This is a genomic window from Pseudomonas sp. CVAP#3 (assembly GCF_018986375.1).
GTDB lineage: Bacteria > Pseudomonadota > Gammaproteobacteria > Pseudomonadales > Pseudomonadaceae > Aquipseudomonas > Aquipseudomonas helvetica.
The window spans coordinates 33,466-51,833 of the sequence record NZ_JAHMSC010000008.1 but is presented as its reverse complement, the minus strand read 5'-3'; the positions used below and the strand labels follow the sequence as shown (position 1 = coordinate 51,833).

The following is an 18,368-nucleotide window of genomic DNA, read 5'->3' as shown; positions in this document are numbered from 1 at the left end:
GTTGATAGTCAGTATTAAGTCAACGCGGTCATGACGGCTTTTTGATAAGCCGGACGTTGCTTCAGTCGCGCATACCAGGCTTGCAGATGGGGCATTGGCGCTCGCTCGATGGGCATCTCGAACCAGGCATAGATAAAACTGCCCAACGGAATATCACCCGCGCCGATCTCGTCGCCGGACAAATAAGGCTGCTGCGCCAATGCCTGATCGACCATCGACAGCAATTTCTCGCAGGTTTTCTGCGCCGCGTTGATCGCCACCCAATCCTGCTGATCTACCGGGGTGCGCAATACGCCCCAGAACACCTGGCGAAAAGGTTCGGCAAACGACGAAGTGGTCCAGTCCATCCACTTTTCCGCATTCGCCCGGGCCTGCACATCGGCCGGGTACCAGTTTGAATCAGCAGCGTGACGGGCGGCCAGGTAACGCACGATGGTATTGGATTCCCACAGCACAAAACCGTCGTCTTCGATCACCGGGATGCGGCCATTGGGGTTCATCGCCCGGTATTCCGGTGTGTCGACCCCACCAAAAGCCCCGCCCGCATCCTGCGTTTCGTAGGTCAGCCCGAGTTCTTCGGCGCACCACAGTGCCTTTCTGACATTCGACGAATTTTTCCGACCCCAGATCTTCAGCATGACCGCTCCTCGATGGATGAATGCCGAGGCAGTCTACGCCGGATCAGGTGCGACTCAAATCGCTCTGCATGTCACCGAGCACTGCCGGCGACTGATCGTTGAATAAGTGTGGGTAGAGTTTTTCCAGGTACTCGAAGAAGAACGCATCGGGTACATCGGCGAACTGGCCGTGATCCACCAGGTACTCCATCGACTGCTGCCCCTGGCGATTGAACGGGTGAAACACACTGTCATTGATCCCGTCGAATTCCAGCGCCGGCACATCGAACAGCTCACAGAGTTTCTGGTTGAACGCCGGTGTGGCCTTGACCCAGCGCCCCTGCAAATACAACTCGGTGTAACCGTGCATGGCGAACACGTCACTCTTGAGCAACTCGATCAAGCGCGGGGTCGACAGGTGATTGCGCACATCCGCCAACCCGATCCGCGCCGCTATTCCACAGTGCCGCGCGCAACCCGCCAGCAAGGTGGCTTTGGGTACGCAGTAGCTCTCGCCGGTGGCCAGTGCATAACTGCCGCGCAAGGTCGCGGGATCACGACTGAAGGTGTAGGGGTTGTAGCGCACCGCTTCACGCACGGCGTAATACAGACTCACCGCCTGCTTGACCGGATCACGGCTGTTGCCGCGATGCTGTTCAGCGAACTCCACCACCGCCGGGTGGTCACTATCGATGAAGCGACCGGGGCTCAGGTATTCGTGCATGAGAACAATCTCCTGGGGAAGCCACGAGTTTATCGGCTGACCCAGCACAGAGATAACGACGTTTCGGCCAAACATCAGAGCTTGTCGCACGCTCAGCGGAGCTTTTTTTACAGCGTCCGCCAGCGCTATCACTCACGAAATTCACCGCTGTTTCCCACGATTTCAAACACATCGCTCTGACCACCCTGTTTTGCAGATGCCGTCTAAGCTCTGAAGGTGGTTTTGACCCTGGCTTCACGGAGGATTGAATATGCTGTTGTTGTGGATACTGGTTCTGGTGGTCGGGATTGCCTGGCTGGCTCACCGCCGCATCGCGCCCCTGCCCGCCCTGGGTATCGTGGCGGTCTATCTGCTGGCGATGGGAATCTTCAGCCACGCTCGAGGCTGGCTGCTGCTGATTTTCTGGATCGTGCTGGCCGTCGTCGCGGCGCCACTGCTGCTGCCCGAGCTGCGGCGCAAATATTTCAGTGCCCCGTTGTTCAACTGGTTCCAGAAAACCTTGCCGCCGATGTCGCAAACCGAACGCGACGCCATCGATGCCGGCACCGTCTGGTGGGATGGCGAGCTGTTCAGCGGGCGTCCGGACTGGAACAAACTGCTGTCCTATCCCAAAGCGCAGTTGAGCGAAGAAGAACAGGCGTTCATCGACGGCCCGACCGAAGAGCTCTGCGCCATGGTCAGCGACTGGCAGATCGGCCAGGCGATGGACCTGCCGGCCGAGGCCTGGACGCACATCAAGCAGAATGGTTTTTTTGCCCTGATCATCCCCAAGGAGTTCGGCGGCAAGGGGTTTTCCGCCTACGCCCACTCACAAGTGGCGATGAAACTGGCCACCCGCAGCGGCGACCTGGCATCGACGGTGATGGTGCCCAATTCCCTCGGCCCGGCCGAACTGTTGCTGCATTACGGCACCGATGAACAACGCAACCATTACCTGCCCCGCCTGGCGCGTGGCGACGACATCCCGTGTTTCGCGTTGACCGGCCCGCTGGCCGGCTCCGATGCGGGCGCTATGCCCGACACCGGGGTGATTTGCAAAGGTGAATGGGAAGGTCAGGAAGTCCTGGGTCTGCGGCTGAACTGGGAAAAACGCTACATCACCCTGGGCCCGGTCGCCACCCTGCTCGGCCTGGCGTTCAAGGCCTATGACCCGGATCATCTGCTGGGGGACGAGGAAGACCTTGGCATCAGCCTCGCGTTGATCCCGACCGACACCGCCGGTGTGGACATCGGTCGACGCCACTTGCCCCTCGGCGCCGCGTTCATGAATGGCCCAAACTGCGGCAAGGACGTGTTCGTGCCGTTGGACTTCCTCATCGGCGGCCAGGAGATGCTCGGCAAAGGCTGGATGATGCTGATGAATTGCCTATCGGTCGGGCGTTCGATTTCGCTGCCGGCAGTCGGCACCGGCGCCGCCAAGTTCACCAGCCTGGTGACCGGTCAATACGCTCAGGTTCGCGAGCAGTTCAACGTGCCGCTGTCGGCCTTCGAAGGAATTCAGGAAGCGCTGGCACGCATCGGCGGCAACGCCTGGATGATGGACGCCGCGCGGATGCTCACCGCCAACGCGGTGGATCTCGGCGAGAAACCTTCGGTGCTCTCGGCGATTCTCAAGTATCACCTCACCGAACGCGGTCGTGAGTGCATCAGCCACGCGATGGATGTGCACGGTGGCAAGGCGATCATCATGGGGCCCAATAATTACCTCGGGCGCAGTTGGCAAGGCGCGCCGATCTTCATCACGGTGGAAGGCGCGAACATCCTTTCGCGCAACCTGATGATATTTGGTCAAGGCGCGATCCGTTGCCATCCGTTCGTGCTCAAGGAAATGGCCCTCGCCGGCCGTGAAGACAAGGACCAGGCACTGAAGGAGTTCGACGGCCTGCTGCTCAAGCACATCGGTTTCGCTGTGAGCAACGCCGCCAGCACGTTGGTACTGAACCTCGGGTTCGGACATTTCGAACAGGTACCTGGAGACAAACTCAGCCAGCGCTACTTCCGCGCCCTCAACCGTCAGGCCGCGGCATTCGCCCTGCTCGCAGACCTGAGCATGATGTTGCTGGGCGGTGAACTGAAACGTCGCGAGCGTCTGTCGGCCCGGCTCGGCGATGTACTGAGCAACCTGTACCTGGCCTCCGCCGCCCTCAAGCGTTACCACGACCTCGATTCACCCGAGCACATGGCCCCGCTGTTTACCTGGGCCATGGAAGAGAGTCTCGGCCAGTCGGAACGGGCGCTGGATGAACTGCTGAGCAACTTCCCGAGCAAGGTCCTGGGTTGCCTGATGCGAGTCATCGTGTTCCCGTTCGGTCGCCGTCACAAAGGGCCGTCGGACAAACTCGGTGCCGAAGTGGCAGCGGTGATTGGCCGGGCCAAAGGCGATCCGACGCTCGAAGAGCTGCTGGGGGGATGTTACCGGCCGCAATCGGTCGATGACCCGGTTGGTGCCCTCCAACATGCCTGCAACTTGCTGAGCGCCGCACAACCGCTACAGAAAAAAATGCACTTTGCGCTCAAGAACGGGCAGTTCAAACCGGGTGCCGGGGAGCACGTCATCGATGCCGCCCTGGAGGTCGGCGTGCTGCAAGCCGCAGAAGCACATACCTTGCATGAGGCCGAAGCCGCGCGGCGCAAAGTGATCGACGTCGATGACTTTTCCAAGGAGCAACTTGAACTGGCGAAGGGCAAGACCCGCTAACGCGGTGGCTCGTCCGGCGGGTCAATGATGAAAAGCGGGCGCTGGAGCTATATACTCCGGCGCCCGTTTTGCTTTTGATCTAGAGGACTCCCGTTATGCTCGACCAAATTCTCGTCCAGCTCGACCTCCTGCGCAGTATCCTGGTCGCTGTCGGTGAAGCCGAGCAGGTTCCAGACGAAAGTCATGCCTTGTTCCTGGAGCGCTTCGACGAATTGCGTGCGTCGCTGCCAATCGATCCGATCGAAAGCCAATACCTGGGTCAGGACATTATTTGTCAGGTCATCACCCGTTATCCGCAAATTGCCCACCTGGTCCCTCGCGACCTGTTGTGGTATTTCGCCGGCGACTGCCTGCATTACATGCCTGATGATGAAATCGCCCTGTATCAGGCGCTGGAAGAACGTCGTTACGAAGCCGAACAGAACGACGAACCGTTCGACTGGAATCAGGAAAAACAACTACTGGCCCTGTCGAACCAGGACAGCAAGCACTGATCCTGGATCAGAAATACAAAAGGCCCGCATGGTTAAACATGCGGGCCTTTTTTTGTCGGAAAGATCAAAAGATCGCAGGCTTCGCGAGCTCCTACAGGGTTTTGGGGGTTACTTCAGGTTGCCGCTGAGGAACTGCTTCAGCCGTTCGCTCTTCGGATTGCCCAGCACGTCTTCAGGCGCGCCCTCTTCCTCTACCCGCCCCTGATGCAGGAACAGCACCTGATTCGAGACTTTGCGGGCAAAGCTCATTTCGTGGGTCACCATAATCATGGTCCGACCTTCTTCGGCCAGGCCCTGGATCACTTTGAGCACTTCGCCCACCAGTTCCGGGTCCAGCGCCGAGGTCGGTTCGTCAAACAGCATGACTTCCGGCTCCATCGCCAGTGCGCGGGCAATCGCCACCCGCTGCTGCTGACCGCCCGAGAGGAACGCCGGGTACTGATCCGCCACACGAGCCGGCAGGCCGACCTTGTCCAGATAACGCCGGGCGCGATCTTCCGCGTCTTTCTTGTTGACACCCAGCACCCGGCGCGGGGCCATGGTGATGTTTTCCAGCACAGTCATGTGGCCCCACAGGTTGAAGTGCTGGAACACCATCGCCAGCCGGGTGCGCAGTCGTTGCAGCTCGGCATCGTCGGCCACGTGCATGCCATGGTGGTCTTTGACCATCCGGATCTGCTTGCCGTCCAGGCTCATTGCGCCGTCGTTGGGCGTTTCGAGAAAGTTGATGCAGCGCAAAAAGGTGCTTTTGCCCGAGCCGCTGGCACCGATCAGGCTGATCACGTCACCGGTTTTGGCTTTCAGGGAAACGCCCTTGAGCACTTCGTGGCTACCGTAACTCTTGTGTAGTTCTTCAACAGTCAATTTGTACATGTGCGCAAGCATCCTCTAAGGGAAAATGGGTCGCCGCTGCGTAGACGTCGCAAGCGGCGACAAAGCCCGTGGCCTGATGAGCGGCCGTACAGAGCGCTAAGTCCTAGTGAGCCGGGCCCAGAAAAGCCAGCCAGCGACGTTCGGCAATGCGGAACAGTCCGACCAGCGCAAAGGTCACCAACAGGTAGATCAGCGCGGTAATACCGAACGACTGAAAGGTCAAAAAGGTCGCCGAGTTGGCATCCCGCGCCACTTTCAAAATGTCCGGGACGGTGGCGGTGAAGGCCACGGTGGTCGAGTGCAGCATCAGGATCACTTCGTTGCTGTAGTACGGCAACGAGCGACGCAGGGCCGACGGCATGATCACGTAGGCATAGAGCTTCCAGCCCGTCAGACCGTAGGCTTTGGCGGCTTCGACTTCACCGTGGTTCATGCTGCGAATCGCCCCGGCAAAAATCTCCGTGGTGTAGGCGCAAGTGTTCAGGGCAAAGGCGAGGATGGTGCAGTTCATCGCATCGCGAAAGAACGCGTCGAGCACCGGTTGCGCGCGGACCGCGGCCAGGCTGTAGATCCCGGTGTAGCAAATCAGCAACTGGATATACAGCGGCGTGCCGCGAAACAGGTAGGTGTAGAACTGCACCGGCCAGCGTACGTAAAGTTTGTTGGAAACCCGGGCAATGGACAGTGGAACCGACACCAGGAAACCGATGAAGATCGAGGCGCTGAGCAGCCACAGCGTCATGGCCAGGCCGGTGATGTGGTAACCGTCGCTGTAGAGGAAAGGCTTCCAGTAATCCTGCAGTAATTCGATCATCGTACCGCCTCCCGGGAACCTGCCGCGTAATGCCGTTCGAGCCAGCGCAGGACATAGTTCGACGCGCTGGTAATCACCAGATAGATCAGCGCTGCCAACACCAGAAAAAAGAACAGTTGATAGGAGCTTTTACCGGCGTCCTGAGCGGCCTTGACCAGGTCCGCCAGGCCGATGATCGACACCAGTGCGGTGGCCTTGAGGATCACCATCCAGTTATTGCCGATGCCCGGCAGGGCGAAGCGCATCATTTGCGGGAACACCACGAAGCGAAAGCGCTGGGCACGGCTCAAGCCGTAGGCCGTGGCGGCTTCCATCTGTCCGCGGGGCACAGCGAGGATCGCGCCGCGAAAGGTCTCGGTGAAGTACGCGCCGTAGATGAAACCCAGAGTGATGATCCCGGCGGCGAACGGATTGATCTCGATGTATTCCCAGCCCAGCGCCTCGGTGAAACTGGTCAACCAGGTTTGCAGGCTGTAGAAAATCAGCAGCATCAGCACCAGGTCCGGCACGCCGCGAATCAGCGTGGTGTAGAGCTGGGCCGGAATCCGCAACAGTTTGACGCTGGACAGTTTGGCACTGGCGCCGATCAGGCCGAGCAGAACGCTCAACAGCAGCGACAGTATCGATAACTTGACGGTCATCCAGGAGCCTTCCAGCAACAGAGGGCCGAACCCCTTCAAGCTGAATGCGGAGAGCCCGAGTGTCTGCAAAAGTGCTTCGAACATAATTCAGGAACCTATCGCGATAAAAAAGCGCCCGTCCCGAGGACGGGCACCGGGGCCTTACTTGCCGCTGTAGAGACTCAGATCACCGAAGTGTTTCTTCTGGATCGAGTCGTAGGTGCCGTCATCGTGGATCGCCTTGATGCCTTTATCGAGAAGGGCCTTGAGCTCGGTGTTGCCTTTGGCGATACCCACCGCTGTTTTAGCGGGCAACAACTCGCTGTCGATCGGCTGGCTGACCTCGTAATCAGCCCCTTGCGGCGACTTCAAAAAGCTCAGCTTGGCTTGCAGCATGTCCTGGATCGTGGCGTCGAGGCGACCGGACATCAAGTCCGCGTAAACCTGGTCCTGGTTGGCGTAGGCCTTGGTTTCTACCCCGGCTTTGTCCAGTACGGCCTTGGCGTAGGCTTCCTGAATGGTGCCTTGCTCGTAGCCGACTTTTTTACCCTTGAGCGAGGCTACGTCAGAAACGCTGGAGCCTTTCTTGTAGACCAGAGCGGTCGGGCCGGAGAACAGCTCGCTGGAGAAGTCGATGACTTTCTCACGGGCCGGAGTCACGGTCATGGAAGAGATCACGCCGTCGAACTTGTTGGCCTTCAGGCCTGGAATCGTGCCGTCAAAATCGCTCTCGACCCATTTGCACTTGACCTTCAGCTCGGCGCAGATCGCGTTGCCCACATCGATATCGAAGCCCACCAGGCTGCCGTCAGCCGCTTTGGACTCGAACGGTGCGTAAGAAGGATCAACGCCAAAACGCAGCTCTTTGTACTCTTTGGCCGTGGCTACGCCTGCGGCCATGCACAAGGTCAAAGCAGAAAGGGTCAGCAATGTTCTTTTCATTATTATCAATTCCTAAAACCATTACGGGCGCTTGTGGCGCATGGGTGTTGTAACCGAGGACTTCTACGCACACACATTTACTTGTACATACAAGCATATGCAATCAACCAGCCAACTCGCTGAACGGCAGATGAAGAAAGCTTTTAGAAGCGACAGGAAAGCCTCTGGAACGGGGCTTTTGGAATGACTAGAAAATGCTCGAGGATTATCGAGCCGCGCTCATGAATGTTACCGGGGCCACATTTTGCGTCGTGTCGGTGCATCCGGTAACAATCTTAGAAGGCATATTTCGTGTGGAAACAACCCGCAGTGGGACAGCCTCGCGGGTTGAGTGCAGGCAATGCCGTCTTCAAACGTTACAGCGCATTGGGCGGGATCAGCCGCGGTTTCGTCAGCGCGTATGAGATGGTTTTGAAGGCTGTATTCAGGTTGACGCTCCCCCCGGCTGCGTTCGGGCAAGTGTCAGAGAAAAAATAGGAGGGGCCTGAGGCGATCTGCTGCATCGTGTTGCAAGGCGTCAAATCGCTACTACCGTCGCTGCACGGCGCCGAAGTGGAACCGCCACCGATATAGGCCACGCTATAGATCAGCGTACTGGTCTGCTTGACGGTATTGGCTGCCGTAACGGCCGCCTTGCATTCCGTTCCATATTGGCTTTTGTAGGTGTTGCCGAGTTGAGCTTGTGATGAAGATGCATCGCCGTCGCTCATCAGGACGATCACGTCTTGCCCGGGCGGCGACTGCCCTTGTGACATGTTCAGCAAGGCTGCCTGCGCGGAAGAAATCGCCTGGGTGAAATACGTGCCTAAACCGCCAATGGCCTGGATGCCGCCGCAGCCACCTACCCCTAGCGCCTGCGCGATGCTTGAAGTCGTGTTGACCTGGCCGTTTTTGAGAAAGCCGGAACTGAGCCCGGAGACTTGATAGGTGGCGCCGCTCGTAACAAATCCCGGCGCCACCGCCGAGTAACTGCTGGCTATAGATTGCTTCGAGCCGCATGAAAAGTTGGTACTTGCTGCGAGCGGCGGGTAGGTCATCAAGCCAACGTTGTCACCAGCGTTGGTCAAGTTGCTTATGAGTGTGAGTGCCGCCTGCTGGGCACATTGGAGTCGAGTCATTGCCTTTCCATTGGCCCCCAGGCAATTAGTGTCGGTGGTATTCATCGATCCTGTGGTGTCGAGCAAAATAATGACATTGTATTTGGTGGGCACGGCTCCGCCGCCGGCTGCAGCCTTCGAGGAAGCGGTAATTTGCATTGAAGCGATACCAAATACCTGAGAAAAGTAGAGCGGCACCGTCGCTTGCTGGACTACCTGGATACCATTGAATTTCGACACTGCTCCGGCTGCGGGCAACTGGGCATTTACCAATTGCAGACCTGTGATGGTGGCCGGCGACACCGTGACGCCGGAAGGAAACGGGTTGTTCCCCTGTGCGGCGAGGTGCGCGGAGTACGTTTTGGCATTCGTTTGCGCCGTTGCAAACGGAAAGTTCCAAAGGTCGGCGGCTCCGGCCAGCGCGGCGGCATCAGTAGCGGCCTGCAGGCGCTTCTGATTGTAGAGAACGTAGCCCGCATCAACGCTCAGGGCGACAAATCCCAGCAGGACGGCCATCGAGATAGCGACCAGGATAACAACGGAGCCACGTTGGTGGCCCATGGTCTGCTGCCGGTCAGACATTCTTGACATGATGGTGTACTCCTTGAGTTGAGGAATTTGATAAGGAGTGTTCACTGCGTTCGCTCTACGACTGTGAAGCTCAGCGATGAAGGGAGCAGGTTCGTAACACCGGGAAAAGACCCTACGAATAGGGGCTTATAAGGGGAGTACGTCACCGTGACCGTGGCATTAGTGACCGCCCCATTCAGCACTGCATTGTTCAGGCCGGTCGCGCAAGTAGCGTCAGCGCTGCATGAGGCGTTTCCCACGGAAGTCGAGTACGACAGATTCGCTACGGTCAAGTAGGCCGCCGATTTCTGGATCTGCGTTCTGGTGTCCGTGTAGGGGGTGGTTGTCCCGCGCTGGCTGGCGAAGAAGCGCGCGCCTGACGACGCGACATTCATGACCATCACGGTGTTAACGAGCAACCAGCCAAACTCCGCCAGACAGAAGAGCAATAGAACGAGCAATGGGGCCACGAGGGAGAACTCGACGGCCGCTACGCCTTTTTGCATTTTTCGCATCATGATCGTCCCCAACGTGGCATGGTGTTCGTCACCGATGCCTTCATGGCACAAACGTCACACCGTTTTTGCCAGGTGTGGCCCCGTGTGGCGACTCAAGGATTGCCGGCTATTGCACAAGCTCCGACATTGTCGCATTCAAGCTCGAGGGCACGACTAACGCGAGGCTGCCTAATGAGCCACCCAGTATCGGAGCGAACAGGTAAGTAAGAGTAATACTGGCTTGTGTGCCGGTAGCCGGGGCCTGACTGGCCGTGCCCAGAGCGGTGGCGCAGGTGGCGTCGCTCTGGCACGACGCTCCATTCACGGACACGTTGATCGTCAACGTCTTATTCAGGCTTGCTAAAGGCGCGATGATTCCCGCCGCCGCCAGTACCGCGTTTTTAGTGTCCGAGTACGGGGTGGCATAACCACGCTGGGTGGCCAATAGACGTGCCCCCGTCGACGCGGCACTTGTTAGCACGGCGTAGTTGAAGAACAGCCAGCCAAACTGGAAAATCCCAAAGAGGAGCATCAGCAGCAACGGGAGTACAAGTGTGAACTCCACAATCGTCGTACCGGTTTCGCGCTTGGCACTCATCATGTCCCCTCCCCGGCGTCACTGTCCGCCGTGAAAAACTTCACTCGCCCACGCTATTCGCCTGAACATCTGCACGGAATCATTGTTCATCAACGACTCCCTAATCAGGGCGTTTGCTTCATGAACTGCTTGTCTGAACCCTAGCCAACGGGCAACAGAGGGGGTTAGGACTTTTTTGCCGATCACTAAAACTTTTTTGCGGCAGCCCGCGTTCGCGGATTGCTGATGGGGTGTCAGTCGTTGAAGGTTTTTTCCTGAGTAATGGCATTTAGGGCTTTATGCGCTACCGTCAGATAACGAAACAGCGAAATAGAGAAATAGCTACTTGGGGCCGGTACGGGGTCATCCCACACCAGGAAAGATCGAGGGATGATACAGATGACAAACTCGGGCGAACGCGCTGACCAGAACGGTTGCCCAAGTGATCTGTGACAGCCAGGTCTGCGAGTGAACTTTCCCATTCAGCAAGGAAGTCGTGAATGAACAGTAATTCCGTGCAGGTGTTCAAGCGAGTGACGTGGGCTTTGATGATCGCAGGCTTGCCTTCGGGGGCGGCGCTGGCGGCGCCGAGCGGCTGTACGGGATTGGAGCAGATGCCGGCAGTGGTCGAAGTGGGCGAAGGCATGCAGCAAGCCATGCGCTCCCCCGTGGCAATCACGCGGCTGGCGGTGGGCGACCCCAAAGTCGCCGATGTGCATCTCAACGGCAATGATGCGTTCCTGCTGACCGGCATGGCGCCCGGTGCGACCAGCCTGATGATCTGGACGGGATGTTCCAGCGCGCCTCGCCAGAGCATGGTGTTCGTGCGCGGCAAAGCCGTTACGGCCGTGGCAGGCTCATCAGTGCTGCCTTCGGAAGATCCGCTGTTGCCGAGTCAGGTGCAGACCGATATTCGCTTCGTGGAAGTCAGCCGCACCAAATTGAAAGAGGCCAGTACCTCGATCTTCGGCAAAGGCGGCAGTTTTCTGTTCGGCTCTCCGGGCACGGTGCCCGGGGTGACGGTGGCACCCGGTCAACTGGGTAACACCATCACCAATATCCCGCTCAATAATGGCAGTTTCAATATCGGCTTTGGCGGCGGCAAGGTATTGGGGCTGATCAACGCCCTGGAAAACAGTGGTTTTGCCTACACCCTGGCGCGTCCAAGCCTGGTGGCGCTGAGCGGGCAAAGTGCGAGCTTCCTGGCCGGTGGCGAGGTGCCAGTCCCGGTGCCCAGCAGTGGCAGTAATAATTTTTCCATCGAGTACAAGGAGTTCGGCATCCGTCTGACCCTGACCCCGACTGTGATCGGTCGCCAGCGTATTACCTTGAAGGTGGCGCCGGAAGTCAGTGAACTCGACTTCACCAACGGCGTGTCCATCGCTGGCACGATCGTACCGGCACTGACAATACGGCGTACCGACACCAGTATTTCCCTGGCAGACGGTGAGAGTTTTGTGATCAGCGGCCTGATCAGTAGCAAGAACATTTCGTCGGTCAGCAAGTTGCCTGGCCTGGGAGATATTCCGATCCTCGGCGCATTTTTCCGCGACTCCACGATCAATCGCGAAGAACGCGAGTTGCTGATGGTCGTGACCCCGCACCTGGTGCAACCACTGGCGGCCAATGCCCAGTTGCCGTCATTGCCCGGCGAGCAACTGCGCAATTACGACCCGAACTGGTTCCGTATGTATTTCCTGGAAAACGGCGACTTCGACCGTCGCAGCGGGTTATCGCAATGAACCGGAACCAGAGCTTCTGTCAGGCTTTTGCGGGGAAATGCACAACCACACCGCTGAGTCGTGACCTTGTCGACCTGCGGGCCTTGAACGCTTTCCAGGGGTGGAACATGAAAGCATTGATTGCTGGTTTAGGGCTACTGATGCTCGGCGGCTGCGCCACCAACAATGGGGACTCCTGGTCTTCGCTGTCAAGCCAGGGAAGCTGCTCCAAGCCGGGTTCCGATCAGGAACTGTCGTTGAACCTGGCGGACGACATGATCAATGACGGCAAGCTGCACGCCAGCCTGGCCAATCTGCAAAGCCTGCCGGACAAACTGGAGGCCGTGCGTCTACGCAAGGCCAAGGTCTACCGCATGCTGGGCCGTAACGAGGCCGAGCCGCTGTACAAAAGCCTGCTCGGTACTTGCCTGGCCGCTGAAGGCGAACACGGCCTGGGGCAATTGGCGGCAGCGCGCAACAATAACGAACAGGCGCTGACTTATCTGGAGCGGGCGGCACGGATGTCACCCACAGACGAGAAAATCCGCAACGACCTGGGCGTGGTCTACCTCAAGCAGTTGCGACTCGAAGAGGCACGTTTCGAGTTCATCACGGCCATGGAGTTGAAACAGTCCAATCAACTGGCAGCGCTCAACCTGGTGACCTTGCTGATTTATCAGGACAACTGGAAGCAGGCGGCAGAGCTGGTCAACCGTGCCGGCTTGAGCCCTGAGCAAGTCAGCGATGCTCGGACACGCGCACAGAAGCTCAAGAGTACGGGCAAGGGGCCGGCGCCCGGTGAACGGGTAGCGGCCATACAAGATCAGGCACAACCCACTATCAACAAACCAACAACGCAGAGGTAGTGATGAAACCGAACCTACTCAGCTGCTTGGGAGTATTGCTTTTCCCGCTCGCAGCACACGCCATAGAACCCGGTCCGGCCTCCCCGCAACAGCAGGGAACCGAAATCTGGCTAGTGTTGCAGAGTGGTGGGCAGGCGGCTTCGCCCACCCTGCAATCGGCCAAGGCCGGCGAGCGGGAATTAGCGCTGCAGCGCTGGCTGGACAACTACAGGCATCCGATTCCCGAGTACTACAAAGACACCTCGGGCCAGCAACCGCAGCAGTAGCTCGCAACATAACGTGTAACAGAGCTGGCGACGACGCTTTTTCATCTCTTCCCCCGGAGCTGCCTGGTTATAAGGCCAGCAGCAGCCGGGTGCACTCATGCCTGTCGTTATGCAGGTCGTCAGCATGACCTGGCTGGGCATGCCTTGGTTCGACAGAGCGTCGACGACGAGAGGGTTTGGATGGCGCAGAGTACGACAACAGCTGCTGACTGGAAGGAACGTCCAACGCTTCAGCGTTGGTGTCGAAGAGCTCGACGGCGATCATCCATTGACTCGAGTTTGCCTGGCTTATTCCTCGCGCTGACATCCTGAAGCCTCTACCCAGGATGTCAGGATGTCCTTACCTAGCGCCCCTGCCTTGTCACAGCATGTTGAATGCTTTAAACACACCGATGAGTGCGGGCCCTATGGCGACCAGGAAGAAACTTGGCCACAGGCAGAAGATCAGCGGGAATACCAGCTTGGTGCCGACTTTGGCTGCTTTCTCTTCGGCAAACTGGGTACGCCGGTCGCGAAACTCCTCGGCATAGATACGCAGCGTGGCGCCAACACTGGTGCCGAAGCGGATGCTCTGCGCCAGCAAGCTGACCAATCCTCGAATATCTTCCAGGCCGGTGCGTTCGGCCAGGTGTTTGAGCGCTTCGGTACTGGGAATACCGGCGCGGATTTCAGAGTTGACCAGCGCCAGTTCCAGGGCAAGCTCTGCCTGGCTGACAGCCATCTCGTCAGCCACCCGCTCGATGGCCTGAGGCAAGGCCAGACCGGACTCCACACACACCACCATCAGATCAAGGGCATCCGGGAAGGCGACGAGCAGCCGACTCATCCGGGCCTGCTTGCGCTTGTCGACATAGAGGGCCGGTGCCAGCCAGCCAACACCGACTGCCAGGACCAGCAACAAAAGGCCCATGCTCAGAGACAGCTTGGGAATCAGCGACAGAGCCAGTAGCGTAACGCCCACCAGAATCAGCGGCATCAGCAAGCGAACTGCCCAGTACATCTGCACCGCCTTCGCCGAACGATAGCCCGCATGTATCAGCAGGGTTCTGACTGCAGAGCTCTGCCCTTGCGCGACTGAACCAAAGCGTTGGCCCACCTGTTCCAGCATCAACTGCAGATTACTGGGCGGCTCTTGCCCCTGGGCTGTCCCACCTTGGCTACGTTTGATCATCACAAGACGGCGCTTGAAGGGGTCCTGCAGCCCCTGCACCAGCAATAGCAGGGTAATGACAACCAGCACCGTGCTCAGGCCGATGCCACCCACGAACAGCAGGCGCGCCAGGCGCTCATTATTCACGACACTGTCGAGCAGGCTTAGCAGATAGTCCATCACAAGCACTCCTGGATTCAAACCTGAATCCGAATGATTTTACGTATCCAGAAAATCCCGATCAGCATGGCGACAAAAGCACCTACAACCAGCTTCTGGCCCACGGGCTCAAGGATGAGCAAAGGCAAATAGGTCGGGGTGGTGATCAGAATCGCCGCAGCCAGCACAAAGGGTATGGACACCAGTATCCAGCCCGACATACGCCCCTCGGCCGACAGTGTCTTGACCTTGCGCTGAAAACGGAAGCGCCCGCGAATCATGCTGCTTAACCGCTCCAGCACCTCGGTCAGATTGCCGCCGGTCTCGCGGTGGATCAGCACCGAGGTCACCAGCATCATCACGGTCATGCTCGGCACGCGCTCCAGCAGACCCAGCATGGCCCGACGAACATCGTTGCCGTAGTTGATATCGGCGAAGGTCAGGCCGAACTCGGCCGCCACCGGCCCCTTATGTTCCTCTGCCACCAGCTGCAAGGTCTCATTGAATGGATGCCCTGCCCGCAGAGCACGGCATATGGCATCCAGAGCGTCCGGCAGCCCCTCCTCGAATTGGGCGAAGCGCTTGCTGCGATCGCGGGATATCTTCAGTATCGGCAGCCAGAACAGCACGAAGGCAAACGGAGCCGCCATCCACCAGTGTTGCGTGAATACCCAGAGCCCGATTCCTCCCATCGCCGCCAGGGACACACCGAGCAAAAGCACCCGATAGGCACGATAGTCATGCCCGGCCTGCTCGATCATCTGCGCCAGCGCTTCCATCGCCGGCAACTGTTCCAGGCGCGCTTCCAGGGGTGACAGGCGCCGCAGGTATTTTTGCCGCAACACGGTCTGCATATTGGGCAGATTGCTGGCCTGCTCCAGCACATTAAGGCGGCCGCGGATACGCTTGCGTACCTTGCCGGCTTCGCCGAACACCGGTACTACGACCCCTTGACTGAGCAAGAACATGGCGGTGAACACCATGCCCAGGAACACCAGGATAAATTCGCCGGGGATCTGACTCATGACTGCCCCTCCATCCATTCAGGCCGAAACAGGCTGAGCGGCAACTCGATGCCACGCTTGCCCAGTACATCACGGAAAGCCGGCACCATGCCGGTGGGACGGAACTCGCCCAGTACCTCGCCGTGCTCGCCCATGCCACGCCGGACGAAACCGAAGATCTCTGTCATGGTGATGATTTCACCCTCCATGCCATTGATCTCCTGCACGCTGACCACCCGCCGCTTGCCATCCTCCTGGCGCTCCAGTTGAACCACCACATCGATGGCCGAAGCAATCTGCTGGCGCATAGCTTTCATTGGAAAGGTGAAGCCGGTCATCGACACCATGTTCTCGATGCGCCCCAGGGCATCACGGGGGGTGTTGGCGTGGATGGTGGTCAACGAGCCATCGTGGCCGGTGTTCATCGCCGTCAACATATCCAGCGCCTCGGCGCCGCGCACCTCACCGATCACGATGCGGTCAGGGCGCATACGCAAACTGTTGCGCACCAGTTCGCGCTGGTTCACTTCCCCGCGCCCTTCGATATTCGACGGGCGGGTTTCCAGGCGCACCACATGGGGCTGTTGCAGTTGCAACTCGGCCGAGTCCTCGATGGTGACGATCCGCTCATTGTGCGGAATGAAGCTGGACAGCACATTGAGCATGGTGGTCTTGCCGCTGCCGGTACCACCGGAGATCAGCACATTCAGCCGCCCGCGAACGATGGCCTTGAGCATCAGCGCAATGACCGGGGTCAGGGTGCCCATCTGCACCAGGCTCTCGGTGTTGAGCAGATCCACCGCAAAGCGGCGGATCGACATGCTGGGGCCGTCGATGGCCAGCGGCGGAATAATGGCGTTGACCCGCGAGCCGTCTTTCAGGCGCGCGTCCACCAGTGGCGAGGATTCGTCGATGCGCCGCCCCAGGCTGGAAACGATGCGGTCGATGATATTCAACAGATGCTGGTCATCGCGAAAACGCACATCGGTTCTCTGTAGCTTGCCAAAGCGCTCGACATACACCGAGGCATGCCCGTTGACCAGGATGTCGGACACACTGTGGTCAGCCAGCAGCGGCTCCAATGGCCCGAGCCCCAGCACCTCGTCGGTGATCTGCTTGATGATCACCTGGCGGCTGCTGGCCGTCACCGGTGCCGAATGCTCGTCCAGCAAGCGCAAGCTGATCTCGCGAATCTGTCGGCCGGCCTCGGCCGGTTCCAGGGTGTCGAGCAAGGACAGATCCATCACCTTGAGCAACTGTTGGTAGATCTTCTCCCGCCATTCGATCTCAACCGAATTGAGCTTGGTCCGGGTCTCGTAGAGCACGTCCGGCACACTGGCTTCCCAGGCCATGGGCACACTGGCACCGTCCGCACTGCTAACGGGGACCTCCGACAGGTCTGCCGGAGCATTTTTATCGGACTGCTGACGCAGGCGATTACGAAAGTCGCTGAGCATGGTTTACCCCCCGAACAGACGGCTGAAGGTACGTTTGAGCAAGCCCTGCCCACTGGCCTCGGTCCCGATAAGATTCTGGCTCAGTTCGCGCACGGCGACGGTGATGGAAGCCCGTGGCGCATGGAGCTCCAGTGGCACTCCGGTATTCTCGCTTTCACTGACCACCGCATAGTCATTGGGCAGTTTCTGCAGATCCGTGCAACGCAGCGCCTCGGAAATATCCTTGAGGCTGATCGGCGAATTTTTGTTGTAGCGATTGACCACCACCTGCAGACGGCTGCCCTGCAAGCCCAGATCCTCGCGCAGGATCCGCGTCAGGCGCGTGGCGTCCTTCAGGTGGCTGATGCTCTGCTGCACCACGATGTAGACGCGGTCAGCCTGCTCCAACGTGACGCCGGTGAGGTGGTCGATCTGCCGTGGCAAATCCACCACCACCCAGTCATAGGTACTGCGCGCCAGATGCAGAAGGCTCTCGAGCTGCTCCAGGCGTACATCCTGCGGCAGGCACAACTCACCGGCGCGCCCGCCGAGCACATGCAGGGTCGGACTGAAATGGCTGCAAAAGCCGCGCAAGGCAACGTTGTCCAACGCCTCGATCTGCTGCAGCACGTCCACGTGGCTGTGGGGCGTCTGCACATCCAGGCAGTGCGCCACACTGCCGAACTGCAGATCCAGATCCAGCAGCAGGGTTCTGCCGCCACGAATGCTCAGCTGATGCGCCAGGTTACAGGCCAGCATGGTGGCGCCCGAACCGCCTTTGGCATTCATCACTGCAATCAGCTTGCCTGTCGTCTCTTCCCCGGCATGGGCCTCCATCAGCATACGGCCGAGCGCGGCCTGTAATTCTTCCGCCGCCACCGGCTCCGGCAGGAAGTCACGGGCCCCGGCCTGCATCGCCAGACGCATGCCCTCACGCTCATCCAGGGGCCCACACACCAGCAGTGGCGGGCGCTCCTTCGCGGGACACAGCAACAGGGCCGCCAGTTCCTCGCGCCACAAGTGGCTGACGCGCAGCAACAGGAAGTCGGGCATCTGCTCCAGCCCATACAAGGGGTCGGTATGGCCGTTGCTCACCAGACGCGTGCTCACCTGCAGGTTGGGCAAATCCTGGCTCAAGGTTTTCAGATGCTTCAAGACCTCGGCGTCACGGCTACTGATCAGCAGGCGCATGCCTTGCTGATGGGCCGTGGTCGCGTTGGTGGCTTCCCTCATGTTCAACATG

General features: G+C 59.0%; 18 protein-coding genes. 5 read left to right on the top strand and 13 right to left on the bottom strand.

The genetic code is table 11. The features are described from left to right. Positions 1-14 precede the first annotated feature (14 nt). Positions 15-638 (bottom strand): glutathione S-transferase family protein, encoded by a 624-nt coding sequence (locus tag KRR23_RS15415; protein ID WP_216743205.1) that lies wholly within the window; start codon positions 636-638, stop codon positions 15-17. A gap of 43 nt (positions 639-681) precedes the next feature. Then, positions 682-1,341 (bottom strand): transglutaminase family protein, encoded by a 660-nt coding sequence (locus tag KRR23_RS15410; RefSeq protein ID WP_216743204.1) that lies wholly within the window; start codon positions 1,339-1,341, stop codon positions 682-684. A 250-nt stretch (positions 1,342-1,591) separates the two neighbouring features. Between KRR23_RS15410 and KRR23_RS15405 the strand changes: the two genes are divergently transcribed. Both KRR23_RS15405 and KRR23_RS15400 read left to right on the top strand, forming a co-directional pair. Next, positions 1,592-4,039 (top strand): acyl-CoA dehydrogenase, encoded by a 2,448-nt coding sequence (locus KRR23_RS15405; protein ID WP_216743203.1) that lies wholly within the window; start codon positions 1,592-1,594, stop codon positions 4,037-4,039. Positions 4,040-4,134: 95 nt separating this feature from the next. Continuing rightward, positions 4,135-4,533, top strand: a complete 399-nt coding sequence (locus KRR23_RS15400; protein WP_054593369.1) for a PA2817 family protein — start codon at positions 4,135-4,137, stop codon at positions 4,531-4,533. A 108-nt stretch (positions 4,534-4,641) separates the two neighbouring features. On the opposite strand, the gene KRR23_RS15395 is transcribed toward KRR23_RS15400, so the two are convergent. The 7 genes from KRR23_RS15395 to KRR23_RS15365 form a co-directional block, all read right to left on the bottom strand. Next, positions 4,642-5,406 carry an ABC transporter ATP-binding protein gene (locus KRR23_RS15395; RefSeq protein WP_216743202.1) on the bottom strand — a complete coding sequence of 255 codons (765 nt, stop codon included), beginning with the start codon at positions 5,404-5,406 and terminating at the stop codon, positions 4,642-4,644. A 103-nt stretch (positions 5,407-5,509) separates the two neighbouring features. Next, entirely contained in the window at positions 5,510-6,220 is a 711-nt protein-coding gene (locus tag KRR23_RS15390; protein WP_019689329.1) for an ABC transporter permease, read from the bottom strand. Further along, the gene (locus KRR23_RS15385; protein WP_103317704.1) at positions 6,217-6,945 is read right to left on the bottom strand and encodes an ABC transporter permease; all 729 of its coding nucleotides are present in this window, start codon (positions 6,943-6,945) and stop codon (positions 6,217-6,219) included. The genes KRR23_RS15390 and KRR23_RS15385 overlap by 4 nt, the downstream gene beginning before the upstream one ends. Positions 6,946-7,002: 57 nt before the next feature. Further along, the gene (locus KRR23_RS15380) at positions 7,003-7,782 is read right to left on the bottom strand and encodes a transporter substrate-binding domain-containing protein (protein ID WP_019689327.1); all 780 of its coding nucleotides are present in this window, start codon (positions 7,780-7,782) and stop codon (positions 7,003-7,005) included. A 356-nt stretch (positions 7,783-8,138) separates the two neighbouring features. Next, positions 8,139-9,515, bottom strand: a complete 1,377-nt coding sequence (locus tag KRR23_RS15375) for a vWA domain-containing protein (protein ID WP_216743201.1) — start codon at positions 9,513-9,515, stop codon at positions 8,139-8,141. Then, entirely contained in the window at positions 9,512-9,955 is a 444-nt protein-coding gene (locus KRR23_RS29430) for a TadE/TadG family type IV pilus assembly protein (RefSeq protein ID WP_367880657.1), read from the bottom strand. Before KRR23_RS29430 ends, KRR23_RS15375 begins: the two co-directional genes overlap by 4 nt. A gap of 118 nt (positions 9,956-10,073) precedes the next feature. Next, positions 10,074-10,547, bottom strand: coding sequence for a TadE/TadG family type IV pilus assembly protein (locus KRR23_RS15365; protein ID WP_019689324.1), 474 nt, complete (start codon positions 10,545-10,547; stop codon positions 10,074-10,076). 476 nt (positions 10,548-11,023) lie between these two features. Here KRR23_RS15365 and KRR23_RS15360 point away from each other — a divergent pair, with 476 nt between their 5' ends. From KRR23_RS15360 to KRR23_RS15350, 3 genes are all read left to right on the top strand, one after another. Continuing rightward, entirely contained in the window at positions 11,024-12,265 is a 1,242-nt protein-coding gene (locus KRR23_RS15360) for a type II and III secretion system protein family protein (protein WP_019689323.1), read from the top strand. A gap of 107 nt (positions 12,266-12,372) precedes the next feature. Continuing rightward, a complete protein-coding gene (locus KRR23_RS15355; protein WP_019689322.1) occupies positions 12,373-13,110 on the top strand; it encodes a lipopolysaccharide assembly protein LapB in 738 nt (245 codons plus the stop codon). Positions 13,111-13,112: 2 nt separating this feature from the next. Next, positions 13,113-13,376 (top strand): DUF3613 domain-containing protein, encoded by a 264-nt coding sequence (locus tag KRR23_RS15350; protein ID WP_019689321.1) that lies wholly within the window; start codon positions 13,113-13,115, stop codon positions 13,374-13,376. Between the two features lie 361 nt (positions 13,377-13,737). On the opposite strand, the gene KRR23_RS15345 is transcribed toward KRR23_RS15350, so the two are convergent. The 4 genes from KRR23_RS15345 to KRR23_RS15330 are packed head-to-tail and all read right to left on the bottom strand — an operon-like array spanning position 13,738 to position 18,367. Continuing rightward, entirely contained in the window at positions 13,738-14,706 is a 969-nt protein-coding gene (locus KRR23_RS15345; protein ID WP_019689319.1) for a type II secretion system F family protein, read from the bottom strand. A 17-nt stretch (positions 14,707-14,723) separates the two neighbouring features. Further along, positions 14,724-15,710: a type II secretion system F family protein gene (locus KRR23_RS15340; protein ID WP_019689318.1), complete on the bottom strand. Its 987-nt coding sequence runs from the start codon at positions 15,708-15,710 to the stop codon at positions 14,724-14,726. Further along, positions 15,707-17,146: a CpaF family protein gene (locus KRR23_RS15335; protein ID WP_019689317.1), complete on the bottom strand. Its 1,440-nt coding sequence runs from the start codon at positions 17,144-17,146 to the stop codon at positions 15,707-15,709. Before KRR23_RS15335 ends, KRR23_RS15340 begins: the two co-directional genes overlap by 4 nt. 3 nt (positions 17,147-17,149) lie before the next feature. Further along, positions 17,150-18,367, bottom strand: coding sequence for an AAA family ATPase (locus tag KRR23_RS15330; protein ID WP_216743199.1), 1,218 nt, complete (start codon positions 18,365-18,367; stop codon positions 17,150-17,152). Between the last annotated feature and the right edge of the window lies 1 nt (position 18,368).